The sequence below is a fragment of the Dietzia sp. Die43 genome, from assembly GCF_024519835.1.
Classification (GTDB): domain Bacteria; phylum Actinomycetota; class Actinomycetes; order Mycobacteriales; family Mycobacteriaceae; genus Dietzia; species Dietzia kunjamensis.
Window position 1 is genome coordinate 142,045 of the sequence record NZ_JALJRF010000005.1, and the last position, 19,736, is coordinate 161,780.

Consider the following 19,736-nt stretch of genomic DNA (forward strand, 5'->3'; position numbering starts at 1 on the left):
TCACCGCTCGTTTCGAATTTTCTGGTGGTGGTCGGCACTTCCATTGGTAGGTCAGACCGTTCTGGGTCGGAACGTTTCCCGGGCCGTCCACGTTGTGTGAACGGCCCGGGAAGGGGCGTATCTGGGCGTTCTTACTTCTCGAGGTAGGCGCCGTCGAAAAGCATCGTCGAGGACAGAGTCGGCTCCACGCCCTTGACCGACTCGGCGATCGCGACGAACATCTCGGCGTTGGCGATCACGGTGAAGGGCATGACCCGGTTGTAGACCTCCTGGAGGTCTGTGAAGGCCGCCTGCTGGGCCTCCAGATCATCCGCTGCCTTCAACGCGGTGATCGCCTCGGTCAGTTCGGGGTCGTCGACCCCGGTGAGGTTCGTCGCGCCTCCGGGGGTCATCCCACTGGCGAAGGCGGCGACGGGATCGGCGTCGGAGGTGGCCAGACCGCCCATGACGATCTCATAGTCGCCGGTGAACTGCCGTGCGGTGACCTGGGCGATGGGGGCGTTCTGGATGGTGACGTCGAACCCGACGGAATCGAGCATCGCCTTGACGACCACTCCGGACTCGATGACCTCCGGACTGTCGCCGATGAGCAGGGTCAGCGACCCGTCCCATCCGGTCTCCGCCTTGAGCTCGTCCACCATGGCGCGGGCCTTCTCGACGTCGTAGTCCAGCCCCTGCTGCCCGTCATAGAAGCGCGAGGACTCGGCCAGCAGTGAGGATGTCGGCTGCCCCTTGCCGTCGGTGACACGCTGGTTGTAGAGATCGCGGTCGATCGCGTAGGCGACCGCCTGTCGCGCCCGCTCATCGGTCATGATGCCGTCATAGCCCCCCTTTCCGGTGTTCATGTTGATCACCGAGCCCGAGCTGGTGACTTCCTCGAACCCCGCCACATCGGCGTCTTTCGCCATGGAGACGAACTTCGCGTTGCGCAGGAACGCCACCTGGACCTCGCCGGTCTGGAAGGCGTCGAACGTGCCCTGGGATCCGGGGATGTTGATGAACCGCAGCGAGGGGCACACCGGGCCGCCGTAGTAGTCGGGGTTCGGGGAGAGGACGACTTCCTGGTTGGGGATGTAGTTGTCCAGCACGAACGCCCCGGCGCCGATCGGGTTGCGTGCCCACTCCTCCGGGGTGCTGGCCTCGTAGGCCTTCTGCGGGATGACCTCTCCCGCTGCGCCGGCTAGCACGATCGGGAATCCCGCCCACGACTCGTTCAGCGTGAACTCCACGGTCCGCGGGTCGAGCACCTCGGCACTCTTGACCTGCATCGCATCGGTCATGACCACCGACCGGGTCGCCGGGTCCTGGTGGAGCCCCATGGTGAAGGCGACATCGTCGGCGGTGAGCGGATCACCATTGGAGAACCGCACGTCGTCGCGCAACGTCAGGGTCCATACCGTGTTGTCGTCGTTCGATTCGAGGGACTCGGCGAGCTTGGGCACGAATTCCTGAGCCTCGGGATCCCACCGCATTAGCCGGTCGTAGACGGCGGCGGACTCGGCGGCTCCCCGTACACCGTAGTTCCCCTGCCCGGGCGCGAAGCTGGGGAGCATGACGAACTCGCCCATGGTGATCGTGCCGCCGACGTTGTCCTCGGTGCAGCGGCCTGCGTCGGCCGGTGCCTGCGCCTCCGCGCGATCGGAGGCGGTGGTGGAGGTCTCGCCTCCACCTCCGCAGGCGGTCAGGGTCAGCGCCAGGGCTGCCAGGGTGGTGACTGCGAGTTTCATGTGTGCTCCTTGCACGAGGGGGTGGGACCGGGTGACTGCTGACAGTTCCGGGGACGAAGGTCAGGTGTGGACGTTCTTGCGGCTGATCACCCTGGTCTGGAGGAACTCGTTGATCCCCTCCATCCCGCCTTCACGGCCGAAGCCGCTCGACTTGGTTCCGCCGAAGGGGAGCTCGACTTCCAGTGCGTTGTGTTGGTTGATCCACACCTGCCCGGCGTCGATGCGTGACGCGATGGCCTCAGCGGCGTCGGGACTGCCCCACACCGACGCACCGAGGCCGAACTCCTGGGAATCCAGCGTTGCCAGGACGTCGTCGACCTCGTCGTAGGCGACGACGGGAAAGACGGGACCGAACTGCTCCTTCGAGACGATGTCCGCGGTGTCGTCCACGTCGCGGATGAGCGTGGGTTCGAGGAAGTACCCGGGCAGGTCGGTGCCCCGCCCGCCACCGCGGACGACGACTCCCCCGTCTCCTACCGCCTTGTCGAGGAGACTGCGCACGTAGTCGAGCTGGGCTCGATTGTGGAGCGGGCCCACCTTCACCCCGGGGTCGAGTCCCCGCCCGACCGGCAGTTCGTCCATCACGGATGCGAACACGCGACAGAAGTGATCCACCTTGTCGGCCGGGACGTAGGCCCGCTTGGGAGCGATGCACATCTGGCCCGTGTTGAAGAACGCGCTGTGTGCCAGCGACTGCGCGGCGAAGTCCACGTCGGCGTCGTCGAGGACGATCGCGGGGTCGTTGCCGCCGAGCTCGAGTGTCACCGGCGTGAGGGTGTCGGCCGCCTGGCGCATAATCTGGCGTCCCACCTGGGTGGATCCGGTGAAGGAGACCTTCCGGACGTGCCGATGGGCGATAACGGCTCGCCCCACCTCCGGGCCCCCGTGCACGATGTTAGGCACCTGCGGAGGCAGAATTCCCTGTAGGACGCCCACGACCTCGTCGAGCGCCATGGAGACCGATTCCGCGGGCTTGACGACCACGGTGTTGCCGGCAGCGAGCGCCGGGGCGATCTTGGCCGCCATGAGGAAGATGGGAAAGTTCCAGGGCACGATGGCCGCGACGACTCCGAGGGGGCGGTATTCGATGCTCGCCCGCCTCTCGGGGGTCTCCGGCGCCTCGATGCCGGATTGCCAGTCGAGCTCGGCGTAGTGCGCGAAGCAGTGCGCGGCGATCCACACCTCGCCACTGGCGACTTCGAGGGTCTTGCCCTGCTCACGGCTGAGGATCTCGGCGAGCTCGGGGAGCTGGGCCATCAACCGCTCGGAACACTTCGCCAGCAGACTCTGACGGTGGGCCCGGTCGCTGCGCCAGGTCATGAACGCGTCCTGGGCACCGGTGATCCGGGTGTCGATCTCCTCCGGCGTGGTGACGGGAGTGCGGCCGATCTCTTCCAGCGTGGCGGGGTCGATCGAGATGAGATGAGTGTCGGGGGTCATTTCGGGGCGTGTCCGTTCTCGGGGGTAAGGGAGTGCGCAGCGGTACGCGTCAGCGGCCCTGCCAGCGCGGGGCGCGCTTGTCGAAGAAGGCACTGATGCCTTCCTGCATGTCCTGGGAGGCCAGAACCGTCTCCAGTGCCTGACCGGTCACCTGCCAACCGTGGTCGTCTTCGGCTTCGGTGATCGCCCGCAGGGCCCGCAGCGTCTCGCGGACCGCCACCGGGGAGGATCGGCATATGTCCTCGGCGAACACCAGCGCTCGATCGAGCGCCTGTCCGGGCTCGGTGACCTCGTTGACCAGTCCCAGTTCGTACCCGCGTAGTGCGCTCAGGGTGCGCCCGGTAACGAGGAGTTCGCGGGCGATGTTCGGGGGCAACGCTCGGGCGGCCCGGAACAGTGCTCCCGAGGAGGCCACGAGTCCGCGGCGGGTCTCGGGGAGCCCGAACGCCGCCGTACCGGAGGCGATGATGGCATCGCAGGCCAGGGCTATCTCCATTCCCCCGCCGAGAGCCATGCCCTCGACCGCGGCGATGACCGGCGTGTCCCGCTGCCTGCGGATGATCCCGTATTCGCCACCGCGTTCAGTGCGCAGATGCTCCCGCTCGGAGAGGTCGGTGCCGGCGCTGAAGATGTTCGCGGTGCCGGTCAGGACGCCAACCCACAGGTCCGGGTCGTCGTCCAGTCGGTTGAGCGCGGCATCGATCCCCTCCGCGGTCGCGCGGTCGATCGCATTGCGTTTGGTTTCGCGCTCGATGCGGATGATGAGAACGTGGTCGCGGCGTTCTTCGATGACGCTCATGCCGGTACTCCGGCTGTGGCGATCGACTTGGCCCACCGGTAGTCGGCCTTGCCCGCAGGGGAACGGACGATGTGGGGGACGAGAGTGATCGCGCGAGGCACCTTGTAGCCGGCGATCGAGTGCCGGCAGTGTTCGGCGAGTCGGTCGGTGTCGTAGTCGGCCATGTCGTCGCGCAGCTGCACGATTGCGGTGACCTGCTCGCCGTAGCGTTCGTGGGGGATGCCAGTGACCACGGCGTCCATGACATCCGGGTGGCTCTTGAGTGCGGCTTCGACTTCCTCGGGGAAGACCTTTTCCCCTCCGGTGTTGATGCAGCCCGAACCTCGGCCGAGCAGGACGATCGCGCCGTCGGCCTCGATCCGACCCATGTCCCCCAGGATCGACATCCGCACCCCGTCGATGACGGGGAACGTCGTGGCGGTCTTGGCCTCGTCGTTGAAGTAGCCCAGCGGGACATGGCCTCTGCGGGCGAGGTAACCGAGTTCATCGGATCCGGGCTCGATGACGCGCAGGTCGGCGTCGACCAGCGTCATGTTGGGGTTGCCGCGGACACGGGTGATCCCGTCCGCATCGGTGTCGAGGGTGCCGTCGACACCGGACTCGGAGGCACCGAATCCGTCACGGAGGTACAGCCCGGGAAGCAGCTCCAGGAGCTTGTTCTTCGAGCTCGCCGACCAGAGGGCGCCACCGGAGCTGACCAGCACCAGGGAACTCAGATCGAACGATGTCCCGTGACTGGCGATCGCGTCGGTCAGTGGTCTGGCCATCGCGTCACCGACGACGATGACGCACGAGACCTTCTCGTCCTGGATGAGTTGCAGCGCCTGGTCAGGGTCGAACGCACGCATCAAGACTTGTTTGGATCCGGTGAAGAAGCCACTGAACAGCGAGTACACGGCCGCGCCGTGCATCAGCGGTGCCGGCAGGAGCGTGGTCATCGGATGCGGATTCGCAGCCGCAGCGGCGGCGAGCGACACGGCGTCGGTGAACGGTGGGCCATCGTGGTTTCCGCCCGCCAGCGCGGCCATGAAGAAGTCCTCCTGCCGCCACACCACGCCCTTGGGCATCCCGGTGGTGCCGCCGGTGTAGATGATGAACCGGTCATCGCCACTCCGGGTGGGGAAGTCTCTGGTGGACGGTTGCTCTGCGAGCAGGGTCTCGAAGTCGAGATGCTTGACCGCCCCGAGATCGGCGCCGGGGCCGGAGCCGAGCGTGACGAGGGTGTCGATGGCCGGACACGCGGGCAGTGCGGTCGCGATGACCGGCAGGAATTCACTGTCGGCGATGAGGGCGGTGAGCTGGGCGTCGGTGTAGAGGTAGGTCAGCTCCGCTTCGGTGTACCGGTAGTTGATGTTCACCGGCACCGCCCGCAGTTTCAGGCACGCCAGCATCGCCTCGACGAACTGGGGGCTGTTGCGCATGTGGATCCCCACATGCCGGCCTGGCCGCACCCCCGTGGCGGCGAGTGCGTGGGCCAGCTGAGTCGACCGCCGGTCGAGCTGGGTGAACGTGCGGCGCTCGTCGCCACAGACCAGGCAGCAGCGATCCGGTAGCTCATCGGCGACGGCTTCGAACAGGTCAGCAAGATTGAGTGTCATCGAACGGTGTCCTTTGTTTCACGAAGTGAGTTCGCTCAGGTGGCCCACGTGGCGACGGTCTCGACGTCGGCCCGAGGCGTGCGGAAGGTGTTGGCCGGGTGGTCCGTGTCGGGGTAGCCGAAGGAGATCGCGCACACGACGTCGCGGTCCTCCGGCATGTCGAAGAAGTCGCGCAGATAGGGTGCGCAGCCGGCGAGAGCTGCCTGGGCGACGGTGGCTACGCCGAGGCTGTGCGCGGCCATGAGGAAGGTGCCCACGTAGACGCCGCAGTCGACCGCACCGTAGGTACCGAGGGACTTCGCGGTGGTGATCACGGCGACGTGCGGGGCACCGAACAGGTCGAAGTTCTTCATCGTCTGCTCGAGCGATGCCGCCCGGTCGCCGTCGGCGATGCCCAGACTCGAGTACAGCTGCATCGCGCAGTCCTTGCGCCGGGCGCGATACTGGCCTTCGTAGCTGGGCGGGAACGCGATGTCGGGCTCCTGCGCCGAGGAGCGGACGAAGTCGGCCAGGCCGCGCCGCAGACGTTCGGTCCCGTCCCCTGCGGTCAGAGCGACTTGCCACGGCTGCGTGTTGCACCAGGAGGGTGCCTGCTGGGACAGCTCGAGAATGCGGGTGATGATGTCGGGCTCGACCGGGTCGGGCAGAAATGCCCGACAACTGCGGCGGCTGGTGATCACTGACGCCACGTCGGTCGGATCGGTGGTGGTGGGCAGCTGGACGGTCATGGAACCTTCTCGGTTGGGCCGACCGGAGCCGACAGGAGTCGGGGGTCGAGAGGGGTGGGCGGCAGCGAGCCGCCGGGCACGGTGAAGCGCTCGGTGCGCAGGTGGTCCCGCCCCGCCTCGATGGGCCTCGAGTGATGGGGCCCACCTCGACGGCGCGGGTGCGTTCTGGGGGGGTCGGTCCGGCGTCGGCCAGGGTCGGCCGAGAGTGCTAGCGAGCGATGCCTTGCGGTGCGTCACCAACGATGGAGATGCGCTCCATGACACGCCTGGCCGGGAAGTAGTCGCTCGAGGCGTAGTGCTGGCAGGCGCGGTTGTCCCAGAAGGCGATGGTGTTCGGCTTCCACCGCAGACGCACCTGCAGTTCAGGACGCATGACGTGGCGGTAGAGCAGACGCAGTAGCTCGTTGGACTCGTCCTCGCTCACCCCGAGGATCCGCTGGGTGAAGGCGACGTTGACGAACAGGACCCGCCGCCCGGTCTCGGGAATGACCCGGACCACCGGATGGGTCACCGGCGGGAAGTGCGGGCGCAGCGTGTCGATCGCGTCCTGGGGCATCCCGGAGCCGAACGAGACGATCCAGTCGTGCTCGGCTTCGAGGTGATCGATGCGGTTCTTGACGTCCTCGGGCAGCAGGTCGTACGCCGCACCGGTGTCTGCCCACAGGGTGTCTCCGCCCACCGGGGGGACTTCCACGGCACGCAGCACCGCGGCAAATGACGGCGTGGCGTGCCAGGTGACGTCGTTGTGCCAGATGTTCTCCGCCGCCGCGCTCGTGGCGTCCTTGGCCAGGGTGGCCACGTCGATGTCGGTCTGGCCGGGTTGGGTGTACTTGTAGAACGGGTGCTGCTCCAGCGGGCCCCACGACTGCGCGAAGGCCCGGTGCTCGTCCCGGCTGATGTCCTGATCGCGGAAGAACAGCACCTTCCACTCCAGCAGGGCCCGCCGCAGCTCGGCCTTCACCTCGGCGGAGAGGTCGCCGCCGAGGCGGATCCCGGAGATCTCCGCCCCGATGGTGGGGGTGGCGGGTTCCAGCGAGAACAGCTCGTACGGGCGGTCCTCCATCGACTCGGACAGCCGCGGTGCGACGATCGGGCCGAAGCACGCCAGCGGGTCGGTAGGGGTGGTGATCGCGGCGGTGGGAAGGGCGTAGGTCATGAGGTCACTCCTGGAGATGGGTTTCCGATGAGACAGGCGGAGAGATCGGCGCAGCGAGCGCGGCAACACAGGTGGTGACCAGGTCCGAGACGATCGCGTCAGTCTCCTCCAGCGTCCGCTCGACACCCTCGTGGGCGGCGAGCGCCGTCATGTTGAGCATCACCACGTTCTGGACCCGCCAGCGGCAGACCTCGGGTGGCGCCCAACACCGATCGGTGATCAGCTGCACCACTGCGGTGTAGCTGTCGGACTGAAGGTGCTTGGTGAGCAGCTCGGCCAGAGCGGGATCGAAGACGGCCTGGACGAGAAAGCGGGCATAGCGGCTCTCCGGACGCCCCAGGGTCTCTGCCGCCAGCGGCCGAACCAGTGCCTCCACCAGCTGCCGGGAGGTCGGGACGTCAGGTGATTCCCGCAAGGCGGTCAACATCTCGTGTCGACGAGCATTGACCCGGGACATCCGCGCATCCACCACCGCGTCGAGCAACCCTTCACGAGAGCCGAAGTGATACTTCGCCGCCGACTTGTTGGACTGATTCGCTGCGATCTGCACGTCCTTCAACGTGAGCGCGGGCAGCCCCCGCTCGGCAACTATCTGCTCAGCGGCATCGATCATCAACTGGCGCGAGGTGGTCCTGGTCACACAACGAACCTAAGGTCGAAACCTTAAACTGTCAATAGTCGCGGAGATCCGCGTTTGGTCGGGGCAGCCTCGGGGCAGATACCGGAGGTGCGCATCAGACGAGTCCAGCTGGTTCCAGCAGGAGATATTCGCTGGTAGAGACCCTGGCCGCCAAGGATTCTCGGCACTGACCGCGGGCCTGTCATCGCGGTGTGAACCCGTGGGTGCGATAGGCCCGGCCGGTGTCGGGTCGGTACCGGTCCAAAACGCCCACACGGCGCCTGAACCTCGCCGGATTGTCGAGCACATCGGCTCCGCACTCACCGAGGCCGAATACGCGGCGTCTCCGCCGCGACCTTGGCGACTGTCCTGTCTCTCATCCGGATCACCCGATTTGAACGAACCGAAGCGTATCGAGCGGGCGGTCCACGATCGCGCTGCACGACTCGTGCAGGTGCCGCGCTTCGTTCTCGCCCGTGGGTCAGCCCTCCGCTGTCAGGTGAGAGTGCCCGCCACCCAGGGCGCGCCGAGAAGGTGTGGCGCCCACACTACGCAGTAGGCCAGAAACGCCACTACGGTAGCGCAGGCAACGGCCAACATCGCGTCCATGCCAGCGCCTGCGCGAATACGGAGCGGTCCCGGCAGACGGAAGTTCCGCCATCGCTTGCCTCCGATGCTGACGACACCGCCGAGAAGAGGAACGCCCCGCTTGGTGACCATGTCGCCGAGGATGTGCACCACGACACCGGTGGTGACAGCTGCGCCGAGCGCTGCACTGCCAGCCGAGGCCGGCAATGCGAACCACACCGCTACCGCGAGCGCCAGCGAGAGCCCGGTGACGAAAGTCCAATCCTGTTTCCCGGTCCAGTTCGGCACCAAGCCGCGTATGCCCAGGCCAAGCATGAAGAACAGGATTCCGATAGCACTGTTCTTGCCGTACGCCGAGACGAGGGCAGCGGTGCCGGCACCCGCAAGAACTGCGAACCATAAGGTGTGAGTCGCCGTGCGATGGCCGTTGGTGATCCGGGCGTCTCTGCGAGTCCTCGTCAGATCGTAGATGGCCTTCGAGACGTTCTCAGTGATGTGGGCGAGGGCCTTGGAGGCCAGCCCGAAGCTACGAGCCAGCGTGCTTTGCGGCGTATCGAGGTCCGGAAGAAGCGCCGCTCCGGCGGTGACGCCGGCAAACACGAACACCTCGGTCGCGGAGGTGGCCCCGCCCCATTCCACGGGGAGAAATGCCCCGATAGCCAGCCCCGCGGCGGCGCCGCTCATCGCATGCGTAGGTCCCATCACCATGCGCCACACACCTCACAGTCCACCGAGATTCGCCTCAGGATCCGGAAGAAGAGACTCCCTCAGCAAGAGCTTCGGCAACCGACAGCGGCAGCTACAGCCCCCGCGCCATGTCCACGAAACGCGAGTAATGCAGCTGATGCGCCACCGTGATCGTGGACGTGGGACCACCACGGTGCTTACCCAGGATCAGGTCGGCCTCTCCGGCCCGCGGATCGTCGCGCTCGGAGGCGTCCGGGCGGTGCAGCAGCATGACGATGTCGGCGTCCTGCTCCAGTGAGCCGGACTCACGGAGGTCGGACACCTGGGGCCGCTTGTCGGTCCGCTGCTCGGGGCCACGGTTCAGCTGGGAGATAGCGATCAATGGGACGTCGATCTCCTTTGCCAACAGCTTGAGCTGACGAGAGAACTCGGAGACCTCCTGCTGACGGGACTCCACCTTCTTGCCCGACGACATCAGCTGGAGGTAGTCCACCACGATCAGCCGCAGGTCGTGCTTCTGCTTGAGCCGGCGGGCCTTGGCGCGGATCTCCATCATCGTCATATTGGGCGAGTCATCGATGAATAGCGGCGCCTCGGAGATCTCCCCCATACGCCGGGCCATCCGGGTCCAGTCCTCATCGCTCATCTTGCCCGACTTCATATCGGACAGCTTCACGCGCGCCTCCGCGCTCATGAGACGCATGACGATCTCCGTGCGGCTCATCTCCAGCGAGAACACCACCGAGGAGAGCCCGTGCTTGATGGAGCAGGACCGCATGATGTCCAGGCCGATGGTCGAGTTGTGCGTGGGGATCGCCGTGGGGCCGGCCAGGTACAGGTGATCGGAGGCGGCGACCTCGATGCACCTGACCGGGACGCTCTCCGCACTGCGCACGTCGGTGATGAGCCGGGCCACCCGGTCGGAGCCGGGACTCTCGGGGACGACGATGCCGAAGTCGCAGACCAGCATGAGGGTGTCGAGCGACTTGGTGGTGACGATCTGCTCGGTGCCGCCCATCTCGATACGCCACTCGTGCTCGGCGTCGGCGACCAGCTCGGTGCCGTCGTTGAACCGCACTGTGAAGCATGGACGGTCCTGCCACACCTCGGTCACGGCGACGACCTCGGTGGGCTGCCCGTCGGCACCCAGCACCCGGTCCCCCACCGCGACCTCGCCCATGGTGGTCTGCCCGTCGGGCGTGGGCAGGACGGTGTCGAGGGCCAGCGCCTTACCCACGCCGGGGCGGGCGGCGATGATGATCATCTGGCCACCGTGCAGGCCGTTGGTCACGGCGTCCAGGTCGGCGAATCCGGTGGGCACACCCTGGGCGAGCCCGCCCGCGGTGTGGATCGCGTCGATCTCGTCCATCGTGGGCTGCAGCAGCTCCTCGATGATCACGAAGTCCTCGGTGGTGCGCCGCTCGGTGACCTCGAAGATCTCCGCCTGGGCGCGGTCCACCACCTCGGCGACATCCGCGCCCTCGGACCCCGAGTAGCCGAACTGCACGATCCGGGTGCCGGCGTCGACCAGGCGGCGCAGCACCGCCTTCTCCGCGACGATCTGCGCGTAATACCCGGCGTTGGCCGCGGTGGGGACGGTGGAGATGAGCGTGTGCAGGTAGGGGGCACCGCCGGCACGACGGAGATCACCCCGGCGGTCGAGCTCGGCCGCCACGGTGACGGCGTCGGCCGGCTCACCGCGTGCGTACAGGTCGAGGATGACGTCGTAGATCGCCTGGTGCGCGGGCTTGTAGAAGTCGCCCGGCTGGATCTCCTCCACCACGTCCGCGATGGCGTCCTTGCTCAACAGCATCCCGCCGAGCACGGACTGCTCGGCGGTGAGGTCCTGCGGCGGGGTGCGGCCGAACTCTCCGCCGCCACCCTCGTCCGGCGGAGGCGGCATCTCGCCGGGACCGCTGAATCCCCCCTGCGCCATGACCGCTCCTCTCCGCTGTAGAACTCGTACCGCCACCGACCCCGATCGGGCGCCAACCCGAATGGGCACCGGCCCTGAACAGGCGCCGAGCGACCTCTCCACTGTAGGTCACCCCGCCGACACGCCCGGCGCCCCGTCCACCCGGTTATCCACAGGCCTATCCACATTTGCGAGAGAGCACCTGTGGACAACTGTGAATGGATGTGAGTTGCGCAGGGCCGATGGGCGTATCACTGTGGACAACCGGTGGAAACCGCTGGCCACTTTCAGCAAAACCGCAGGTCACCATCATCGTCGCAGGTCGCGGCGCCGGTGGAGAACGGTACTTACCACGTCACAAACAGGGACACAATGGATAACGAAAGATGAACGGCACTGATCCGAGAACCGTCCGGACCCTAGGCATTACAACTAGTTATCCACAGGCCGTCCACAAAAGCGAGGGCCCCGACCGTCACTGTGACGGTCGGGGCCCTTCGCGGTGAATCAGGCGGGGACGACCTCGACCGCGACGCGCGCGGTGGTGTCGTGACCCAGGTCGACGACGACGCTGTGGGCGCCGGTCGACTTGATGTGCTCCTTGGGCATCTCGACGGCACGCTTGTCGAGAGTCGGTCCGCCCGCGGCCTTGATGGCGGAGGCGACATCGCCCGCGGTGACCGAACCGAACAGCTTGCCGGTGTCCGAGGTCTTGACCGCGACCTTGACGTCGGCCAGCGACTCGAGCTTCTGCTTGAGCTCGTTGGCGTGGTCCGAGTCGCGCACCTCACGAGCCTCCTGGGCCCGCTTGATGGAGTCGACCTGACGCTCGGCGCCACGGGTGGCCACGATGGCCAGCCCGCGCGGGAGCAGGAAGTTACGACCGTATCCGCCCTTGACCTCGACGATGTCGCCCGGCGCACCGAGCTTGTCGACGTCGGCGGTGAGGATCAGCTTCATGATCCGTCTACCTTTCTTTCCTCCGACGGACCCGACCGGGGCCGGGATGTCGCGAGGTCATGTCTCATGCTTATGGGGTGGGACGCGGGTGGCGTCCCGGGGAAATCGACTCGCCCTAGAACGGAGGCTCGTCGTCCATGCCACCGAAGCCACCGGAACCGCCGGCCTGCGGGGCGCTGCCCCACGGGTCGTCGTTCTGCTGACCACGGCCCTGGCCGCCGCCGTATCCGCCCTGCGGCTGACCGCCGCCCTGGAATCCGCCGCCGCCCTGCGGCTGGCCGCCACCCTGGAATCCGCCGCCCTGCTGGCCGCCGCCCCCGCCGCCTTCGCGGTTGGTGCGGGTCACCTTGGCGGTGGCGTACTTGAGCGACGGGCCGACCTCGTCGACCTCCACCTCATAGACGGTGCGCTTCTCGCCCTCACGGGTTTCGTACGACCGCTGGCGCAGCCGACCGTTGACGATGACGCGCATGCCCTTCTGGAGCGACTCGGCGACGTTCTCCGCCGCCTGCCGCCAGACGTTGCAGGTGAGGAACAGGCCTTCGCCGTCCTCCCACTGGTTGGTCTGCGAATTGAAGCGACGTGGCGTGGAGGCGATCCGGAAGTTCGCCACCGCGGCACCCGACGGCGTGAACCGCAGCTCGGGGTCCGCGACGATGTTCCCGACCACTGTGATAGGGGTGTCGCCCTGTGCCATGCGCTTGTCCTCCGTGTTGAAGCCGGCGTATTACAGCCTGAGGTGGATGGTGATCGAAGGCCGACCGACCGCGCCCAGATTACCGGTGCGGTCGGACACTCCGGGTCACTTGTCGGCGCGGAGCACCTTGGTGCGGAGAACGTTCTCGTTCAGACCGAGCTGACGATCCAGCTCCTTGACCGCGTCCGGCTCGGACTTGATCTGCGCGACGGCGTAGATGCCCTCGGTCTGCTTGTTGATCTCGTAGGCGAAGCGGCGCTTCCCCCAGACATCGACCTTGTCGACCGATCCGCCCTCTTGCCGGATCACGTTGAGGAACGTGTCCAGCGACGGCGCCACGGTGCGCTCGTCGAGACTCGGATCGAGGATGACCATCACTTCGTATTGACGCATGGGACCTCATCACCTCCTGTGGACTACAGATTCGGCCACGGTGTCTCCGTGGCAGGAGGGTCGTTGCGTCAGCAACCGCTCAAGGCTACCCCGGTGACCTCGGCAGACGAAATCCCCGTCGGCGGTGGCAGCGCCGTCGTGCGGGCGTGCCACCCCCTCACAGGTCGTCGAGTCTGACGTAACCGTCCTCCACCGCCCGCAGCAGCAACCGGACCTTGGTCCGCGCGGGCCGGCCGACGGCGTCGTACTTGGAACGCACCCGCTGGATGTACGTGCTGACGGTGGAGTCGGCCAGGAACAGCCGCTCGGTGACCTCGCGCTTGCTGTCCGAGGCGAGCCAGGCGATGAGGACCTCGACCTCCCGGTCACTGAGGTCCGGACGGGCCGCGGCGGGGCGGAAAGGGATCGTGGCGGTCATGGCGCCCTCTCGTTCGATGAGTTCCGACTCATTCTGGCGACGCCCGGTCACGGCGTGAACTTCCCCCGAAATATCAGTACAAGTCCGTACGGATGCGTCCTACGATCGTATGAAACCCCAGCACATGACCTCCGAATCCCTTCCGTACGCCGGTCGGCCGGCCGTACGATGTTGACCGTGCACACCCCCCGCGAGCCCGTCGAGGGCGCAGTTGGACGATCAGCTCCTTCTCAGATTCAGACTCGTGAGGAGCTCGGCACCGCGCTCACCGCGCTCCGGGTGGCGGCCGGACTCTCGGTCCGCGACGTCGTGCGGCTGGTCCCCTCCCTGACCCTCGGGACCGCCTCCGGCTGGTTCTCGGGCCAGCACGTGCCGACCCGAGCGAGCGAGGCGACACTGGTGGAGCTGCTCCGTCTACTCGGGGTCGGCGGGGACGCGGGCTCCGATACGGACCCGGCCGGCACGGACCCTGCCGGCACGGACCCCGCCCGCGCAGACTCCGCCGCCGCCACCACCATCGACGAGTGGCGTGCAGCCGTCGAGCGGGTCCGGATGCGACCCGGCCCCCGCCGCACCACCCGCCGCGGGCAGAACGGCACCGGCCCCGGGGAGACCGGATCGTCGGCGGACCCCGCTGCTCCGACCGGGTCCGACCCGACCGACGCCCGACCGACGCCCCGCTCGGCCGTGCCCCAGCCCGACGACACCGGCAGCCCGTATGTCGGTCTGCGCTCCTACCTCAGTGACGACGCCGCCCTCTTCCACGGTCGCGCGGCCGAGATCGACCAGGTCCTGGCCCGCGTGACCGCCTCACGGACGCGGCCGCTCGTCGTGGTGGGCGCCTCCGGCTCGGGCAAGTCGTCGCTGCTCGCCGCCGGTCTCGCCCCGCGATGGGTCGCCGAGGGCTCGACCGTGGCGATCGTGCGCCCGGCCGGGATCACCGCCGAGGTCGCGAGCAGCACCGGCCACCTCGTCGTCGACCAGCTCGAGGAGCTCTGGGCGGACGAGGTGAGCCCCGCGCGCCGCGCGGAGGTGCTCGACGCGCTGGCCACCCGCGCCGCCGAGGGCCGGCCGACGATCCTCGCCCTGCGCGCGGACTTCTTCCAGCCCGCCCTCGCCGAGCCCGTCCTGCGCGACGCCCTCGACGACCCGGTGGTGATCGGCCCGCCCAGCCGCGAGCAGCTCGCCGAGATCATCGTCGAACCCGCACGCTCCCTCGGCTACACGGTCGAGCCGTCGCTGGTGAACCTGCTGCTCGACGCGGTCGCCCCCGCCGACGGCGGCGCCGACGAGCGCTCCCTCCTGCCGCTGCTGTCCCATGTGCTGCTGGTGTGCTGGGAGCGCAGCCGCCGCCGCCGCATCACCGTGGACGACTACTATTCCTCCGGCGGGGTGGAAGGCGCCGTCCGCGCGTCGGCGGAATCCGTCTACCAGGAACTGGATCCGGCCGGCCGGGCCGCGTGCAGGACCCTGTTCCTCCGGCTGGTCGACGTCCGTTCCGCCCGTCCCGTCCGCCGCCACGCCCCGCTCGCCGAGCTGTCCGAGGACCTCCTCGTCGTCGCCACCCCCTTCGCCCACGCGGGCCTGCTCACCGTCGACGGCGAGGCGGTGACCCCCACCCACGAGGTCCTCTTCTCCTCGTGGCCGCGCCTGGTCGACTGGATCGACGCGGACCGGGAGGGCCTGCGCACCCTGGCGCGCGTGCGCTCCGCCGCCGCTGACTGGGAGGGGTCGGGGCGCGACGAGTCCGCGTTGCCCCCCGCGTCGGCGACCGCGGACTACCTGAGGTGGAGGGACGACGACGACGGCCCCAGCGCCCACCTGGCGGAATCGGAGCGGCAATTCCTCGCCGCCGCCGAATCCCATCATCGATCCGTCGCCCGGAGGGACCGCAGGCGCATCCGTACGCTGACCGTGCTGGCGGCGTCGTTGGCGGTGGTGACCGTACTGGCCCTGGTCGCGAGCGGTGTCGCACTCCGCGCCGGTGCGGACGCCCGCCACACCCGCGACGTGGCCCTGTCCCGCTCCGGCTCGGTCTCCTCCACCACCGCCTTCTCCCGCGACCCCGGCCTGGGCCGCGCGTTGGCCCTGGCCGCCTACCGGATCCACCCCACCACCGAGGCGCGCTCGGCGCTGCTCAACACCAGCCGCGCCGACGTGCCACTGCGGTTCGAGGCCGCCCCCGGCAGTGGACGGGTCATCGCGCTGCCGGACGACGGCGGTGTCGCCGCCGTCAGCTCGGACGGCGTCCTGCGGATCTTCCGCGCGGGCGACCCCGCGGCGGTCGCGACCCTCGCCCTGGGCGTCGGGGAGCGCCACGAGCTGTACGCCGCCGACCTGTCGCCGGGCGGCTCGGTCCTCGGGGTCGCCGGACAGGGCGCGGTGCACCTGGTCGACCTGCGCGATCCCACGGGGCCCACGATCCTGGCCGCCCTCGAAGAGGGCGCCGGGCCGTTCCACTCCGTCGCGTTCTCCCCCGACGGCACCACCCTCGCGGCCGGTACCGGTGACGGCCGTGTCCTGCGGTGGCCGCTGGGTATGCGCGGCGGGGCGCTGGCCGTCACCGACCAGCGCGCGCGGGTCGCCGTCCCCGATCCCGGGGCCGAGGTCGCCAAGCCCGTCGAGGCACTGGAATGGCTGCCCGACTCCCAGACCCTGCTGGCGGCCAACCGCACCGCGGGCGTCAAGACGCTGCTCGACGCCGATGCGTCCGGCCGGGGTCGCCGCGGGCCGGACCTCGACACCGGGCCGGTCGCGATCCCGCTCGCCCTCGCGGTGAGCCCCGACGGGACCCGGATCGCGGCCGGGACCACCGACCGGTCGGTGCAGCGCTGGCAGCTGGACGGCGCCGGTGGTGCTGACGGTGCCGCGGCCCTCAAGGGTGCCCGCCCGCTGCCCGAACTGACCGGATGGAACGCCTACGTCCACGACGTCACCTACGACGACCGGGGGCGGCTCGCCGCCGCCGGGTCGGACGAGCGGGTCCGCGTCTACGACCCCGTCGGGCGGATGCTCACCGAATTGCCGGCCTCGCAGGTCGCGACCGGGGTCCGCTTCACCGACTCCGACCACCTCGTGACGTATTCGGTCGACGGCCTGGTCCGGCTCTGGCCTCTGGGGCGCCTAGGGGCGGCCTCGGAGTCCAACTCGATCTTCCAGACCGCGTCCTCGGCGGATCGGACCACCGGGGTCCTCGGCGTCACCGCCGCGGAACTGCACCACACCGTCGTCGACACCACCGGCCCGGTCCCGCGCGAGACCGGCCGCGTCGTCCCCGACGCCGGGACCCGGTTCTCCGGCTCCCTGGCCATGTCCCCCGACGGCCGCGTCGTCTACGCCGGGCTCGCCGACGGGGGCCTGCAGGTGTTCACCGCGCCGTTCGGGCCCGCCACCCGCCCGGTGGCGGCCCTGCCCGTGACCTCCGGGGTGGTGGTGGCCAGCCCGCTCAGCCCCGACGGGCGCACCCTGGCCGTGTGCAGCGACACCAGCCCCGACCTGGGACTGGTCGACGTCACCGATCCCGCCGAGCCCACGCTCCGGGTCACGGTGCCGCTGCCCGACCCGTGCGTCGTCGCCGAGTTCTCGGCCGATTCCGGGCAACTCGTCGTGCCGACCCTCGGGCCCGAGACGGTCGTCCTCGACACCACCGACCCCGACCGGCCGACCGTCGCCCACCGGCTCACCACCGGGATCGGCGCCTCGCCGTCGGCCGGGTACGCGCACGGCTCGCCACTGCTGGCCACCTCCGGCGGGGACAAGACGATCCGACTGTGGGACATGGCCGACGCGACCGCGCCCCGCGAACTGTCCTCGTTCACCGCGCCGCCCGGGGAGATCTACTGGACCGCGTTCTCCGCGGACGACGACCTGCTCATGCTCACCTCGAGCACCGGCCAGGTCACCGTGGTGGACGTGTCCGACCCTGCCGGGCCGCAACCGTGGGCGGTTCTGGGATCGACCACCGATCCCCTGCTCTACCAGGGCCGCAGCGCCTCGCCCACGGGCGGCCTGCTCGCGGTGGGCGTCGAGGGCGCCATGTGGATGTGGCAGCTCGACCCGGACCGGGTGGTGAGCGAGGCCTGCGCCGGTGGCGTGCAGCTCACCGCCGAGGAGTGGGATCGGCACTTCCCGGACACCGAGCCGTTCGACCTGTGTGGCTGACCGGGTCGCGCAGTGGGAGCGCCGGGCCGCTGACCGGGGGCGGGGGCGGTGCGGGGGCGGTCAGCCGTGTTGGAGGCCGATCGTCAACGCCTGCGTGACCGGGATGACGGTGAGGAACAGGAAGGCCGCCACCGTCCAGCCGATCCACACGGGTTGGCGCCACCCGGCCCGGTAGCCGCCGGCAGCGGTGACCATGCAGATGAAGCCGATCAGGATGTAGACGAACATCCAGATCATGGAGTTGGTGCTCATGGGGCGGCGTCCTCTTTCCGGGGGGCGTCGACGGGGTCGCGCCTCGCGGGCGGGGCGACGACGAGGGGTTCGTCCGGGTCGGCGAGCACCCCGGCCAGCGGGTCCGGGCCCTCGGGCGTGCCCTGGTGCGTCATGCGGACGCGGTCCAGGTGGGGGCGGTAGATCTCGAGGATGACCACGGCGCAGATCGCCACGACCAGCAGGTCGCGGACCAGGACGAGTGGGTGGAACACGTCCGCGCCGATCCCCTTGTTGTCCACGCCGTGGAAGTACGACATGTGCGCCACCCAGAGCAGGGCGTCGAACGCCATCCACGGCAGCAGGAGCCGCACGCGGGGGACGGCGAGCACCGCGAGGGGCACCAGCCAGAGCGAGTACTGCGGACTCCACACCTTGTTCGTGAGCAGGAAGAACGCCACGATGAGGAACGCCAACTGCGCGACCCGGGGGGTGACGGGCGCAGTGAGTCCGATGACGAGCACCGCGATGCAGCCGAGCGCGAACAACACCAACGACACCAGGTTGAGGGTCGCGGGGGCCTCCCCCGCCGCGCGGGCCGCGTCGAAGCCCTGCCACCCGGTGAGGGTCTGGATGACCGCGTAGATGCTCTCGGGATTGGCGGGCCTGTCCGAGTTGAGTCGGTAGAACTCCCGCCAGCCCTCGGGGAACGGGATCATGATCGGCAGGTTCACGGCCAGCCAGGCCACCACCGCCGCCGCGGCCGCCTTACCCAGCTCGGCGAAGCGCCGACGGCGCAGGGCCACCACCAGAAGTGCGCCGAACAGGAACAGCGGGTACAGCTTCGCCGCCACGCCCAGGCCCAGCACGACCCCGGCCCAGACCGGGCGCGAACGGGCCCACAGCAACAGCGCGACGGAGGCGAACGCGATCGCCATCAGGTCGTAGTTGGTGAAGGCCTGGAAGATGATGAGCGGGCTGGCCGCCATGAGCAGCGTGTCCCAGGGCCTGCGCCCCGCGGACTGGTAGGTGGCCCATACGGCGATCATCCACGCCATCGCGAGCAGGACGCTGCCCAGGACGAAGTACTTGGCCACCTCGATGAGCCCGCCGGGGAAGACCGCGTGCCAGGCCTGGGCCGCCTGGGCCGTGACGTACTGGAACATCCCGGACAACACCGGGTACTCCATGTAGCGGACCTCGCCGTTGTCGGCGATCCACATGTACTTGTACGGGAAGGCGCCGGTGTCCAACCCCTCGGCCGAGTACAGCGGCAGCGGGTCCGCGTAACACGCCTTGTAGTACTGGCGGCCGTCCCAGTTGAGGCCCGGCTGCGAACCGTCGGTGGGGTGGGTGGTCTCCAGGCAGGCGGACTTGGAGAAGAACCCGAACGCCAGGAAGATCACGGCGAACAGCATGATCACGCGCAGCGGCGTCCAGAACCGTTGACGGCCGACCACCGCGTGACGACCGACCGGCCCACCCCACGCCGCGATGGCCTCCGCGCCGACCCCGTCACCGGGGCGGACCCGCTCGTGCGGCTCCAGGGAGCGGAGGTCGTCGTCGAGCGGCAGCGGGGAGATACGGCCGTTGCTCTGCACGGTCACACCCTAGCGGCGGGGGCGGGGGCCGGTCGCCCG

Annotated in this window: 16 protein-coding genes; 1 reads left to right on the forward strand and 15 read right to left on the reverse strand. The window is 68.8% G+C overall.

Translation table 11 applies throughout. The annotated features are described in order from the left end of the window. Positions 1-131: 131 nt before the first annotated feature. From NR111_RS05830 to NR111_RS05890, 13 genes are all read right to left on the reverse strand, one after another. Complete coding sequence (locus NR111_RS05830; RefSeq protein WP_256820228.1) at positions 132-1,727, reverse strand: ABC transporter substrate-binding protein; 1,596 nt, start codon at positions 1,725-1,727, stop codon at positions 132-134. Positions 1,728-1,787: 60 nt separating this feature from the next. Further along, entirely contained in the window at positions 1,788-3,167 is a 1,380-nt protein-coding gene (locus NR111_RS05835) for an aldehyde dehydrogenase family protein (RefSeq protein WP_256820229.1), read from the reverse strand. A 49-nt stretch (positions 3,168-3,216) separates the two neighbouring features. Next, a complete protein-coding gene (locus NR111_RS05840) occupies positions 3,217-3,966 on the reverse strand; it encodes an enoyl-CoA hydratase-related protein (protein ID WP_256820230.1) in 750 nt (249 codons plus the stop codon). Beyond that, positions 3,963-5,564 (reverse strand): acyl-CoA synthetase, encoded by a 1,602-nt coding sequence (locus NR111_RS05845; RefSeq protein ID WP_256820231.1) that lies wholly within the window; start codon positions 5,562-5,564, stop codon positions 3,963-3,965. Before NR111_RS05845 ends, NR111_RS05840 begins: the two co-directional genes overlap by 4 nt. Positions 5,565-5,599: 35 nt before the next feature. Continuing rightward, positions 5,600-6,292, reverse strand: coding sequence for a nitroreductase (locus NR111_RS05850; protein WP_256820232.1), 693 nt, complete (start codon positions 6,290-6,292; stop codon positions 5,600-5,602). Between the two features lie 208 nt (positions 6,293-6,500). Further along, complete coding sequence (locus NR111_RS05855) at positions 6,501-7,448, reverse strand: TauD/TfdA family dioxygenase (RefSeq protein WP_256820233.1); 948 nt, start codon at positions 7,446-7,448, stop codon at positions 6,501-6,503. Positions 7,449-7,452: 4 nt separating this feature from the next. Then, entirely contained in the window at positions 7,453-8,088 is a 636-nt protein-coding gene (locus NR111_RS05860) for a TetR/AcrR family transcriptional regulator (RefSeq protein ID WP_244294238.1), read from the reverse strand. Between the two features lie 474 nt (positions 8,089-8,562). Next, positions 8,563-9,363, reverse strand: a complete 801-nt coding sequence (locus NR111_RS05865; RefSeq protein WP_256820234.1) for a metal-dependent hydrolase — start codon at positions 9,361-9,363, stop codon at positions 8,563-8,565. 91 nt (positions 9,364-9,454) lie between these two features. After that, complete coding sequence (gene dnaB, locus NR111_RS05870) at positions 9,455-11,278, reverse strand: replicative DNA helicase (RefSeq protein WP_372509951.1); 1,824 nt, start codon at positions 11,276-11,278, stop codon at positions 9,455-9,457. A gap of 486 nt (positions 11,279-11,764) precedes the next feature. Next, positions 11,765-12,217 carry a 50S ribosomal protein L9 gene (gene rplI / locus NR111_RS05875; RefSeq protein ID WP_067720010.1) on the reverse strand — a complete coding sequence of 151 codons (453 nt, stop codon included), beginning with the start codon at positions 12,215-12,217 and terminating at the stop codon, positions 11,765-11,767. A 115-nt stretch (positions 12,218-12,332) separates the two neighbouring features. Further along, positions 12,333-12,914 (reverse strand): single-stranded DNA-binding protein, encoded by a 582-nt coding sequence (locus NR111_RS05880; protein WP_256820235.1) that lies wholly within the window; start codon positions 12,912-12,914, stop codon positions 12,333-12,335. A gap of 105 nt (positions 12,915-13,019) precedes the next feature. Beyond that, positions 13,020-13,307 (reverse strand): 30S ribosomal protein S6, encoded by a 288-nt coding sequence (rpsF, locus tag NR111_RS05885; protein WP_067720016.1) that lies wholly within the window; start codon positions 13,305-13,307, stop codon positions 13,020-13,022. A 157-nt stretch (positions 13,308-13,464) separates the two neighbouring features. Beyond that, a complete protein-coding gene (locus NR111_RS05890; RefSeq protein WP_067720216.1) occupies positions 13,465-13,725 on the reverse strand; it encodes a LuxR C-terminal-related transcriptional regulator in 261 nt (86 codons plus the stop codon). A 177-nt stretch (positions 13,726-13,902) separates the two neighbouring features. On the opposite strand from NR111_RS05890, the gene NR111_RS05895 reads away from it, so the two are divergent. Further along, on the forward strand, positions 13,903-17,886 hold the full coding sequence (locus tag NR111_RS05895) for a hypothetical protein (protein WP_256820236.1): 3,984 nt from the start codon (positions 13,903-13,905) through the stop codon (positions 17,884-17,886). Between the two features lie 60 nt (positions 17,887-17,946). Here the strand turns inward: NR111_RS05895 and NR111_RS05900 are convergent, their stop codons facing one another. After that, positions 17,947-18,138 (reverse strand): hypothetical protein, encoded by a 192-nt coding sequence (locus tag NR111_RS05900; protein WP_067720022.1) that lies wholly within the window; start codon positions 18,136-18,138, stop codon positions 17,947-17,949. Beyond that, positions 18,135-19,703, reverse strand: coding sequence for a glycosyltransferase family 87 protein (locus NR111_RS05905; RefSeq protein WP_067720024.1), 1,569 nt, complete (start codon positions 19,701-19,703; stop codon positions 18,135-18,137). The genes NR111_RS05900 and NR111_RS05905 overlap by 4 nt, the downstream gene beginning before the upstream one ends. Positions 19,704-19,736: the final 33 nt, after the last annotated feature.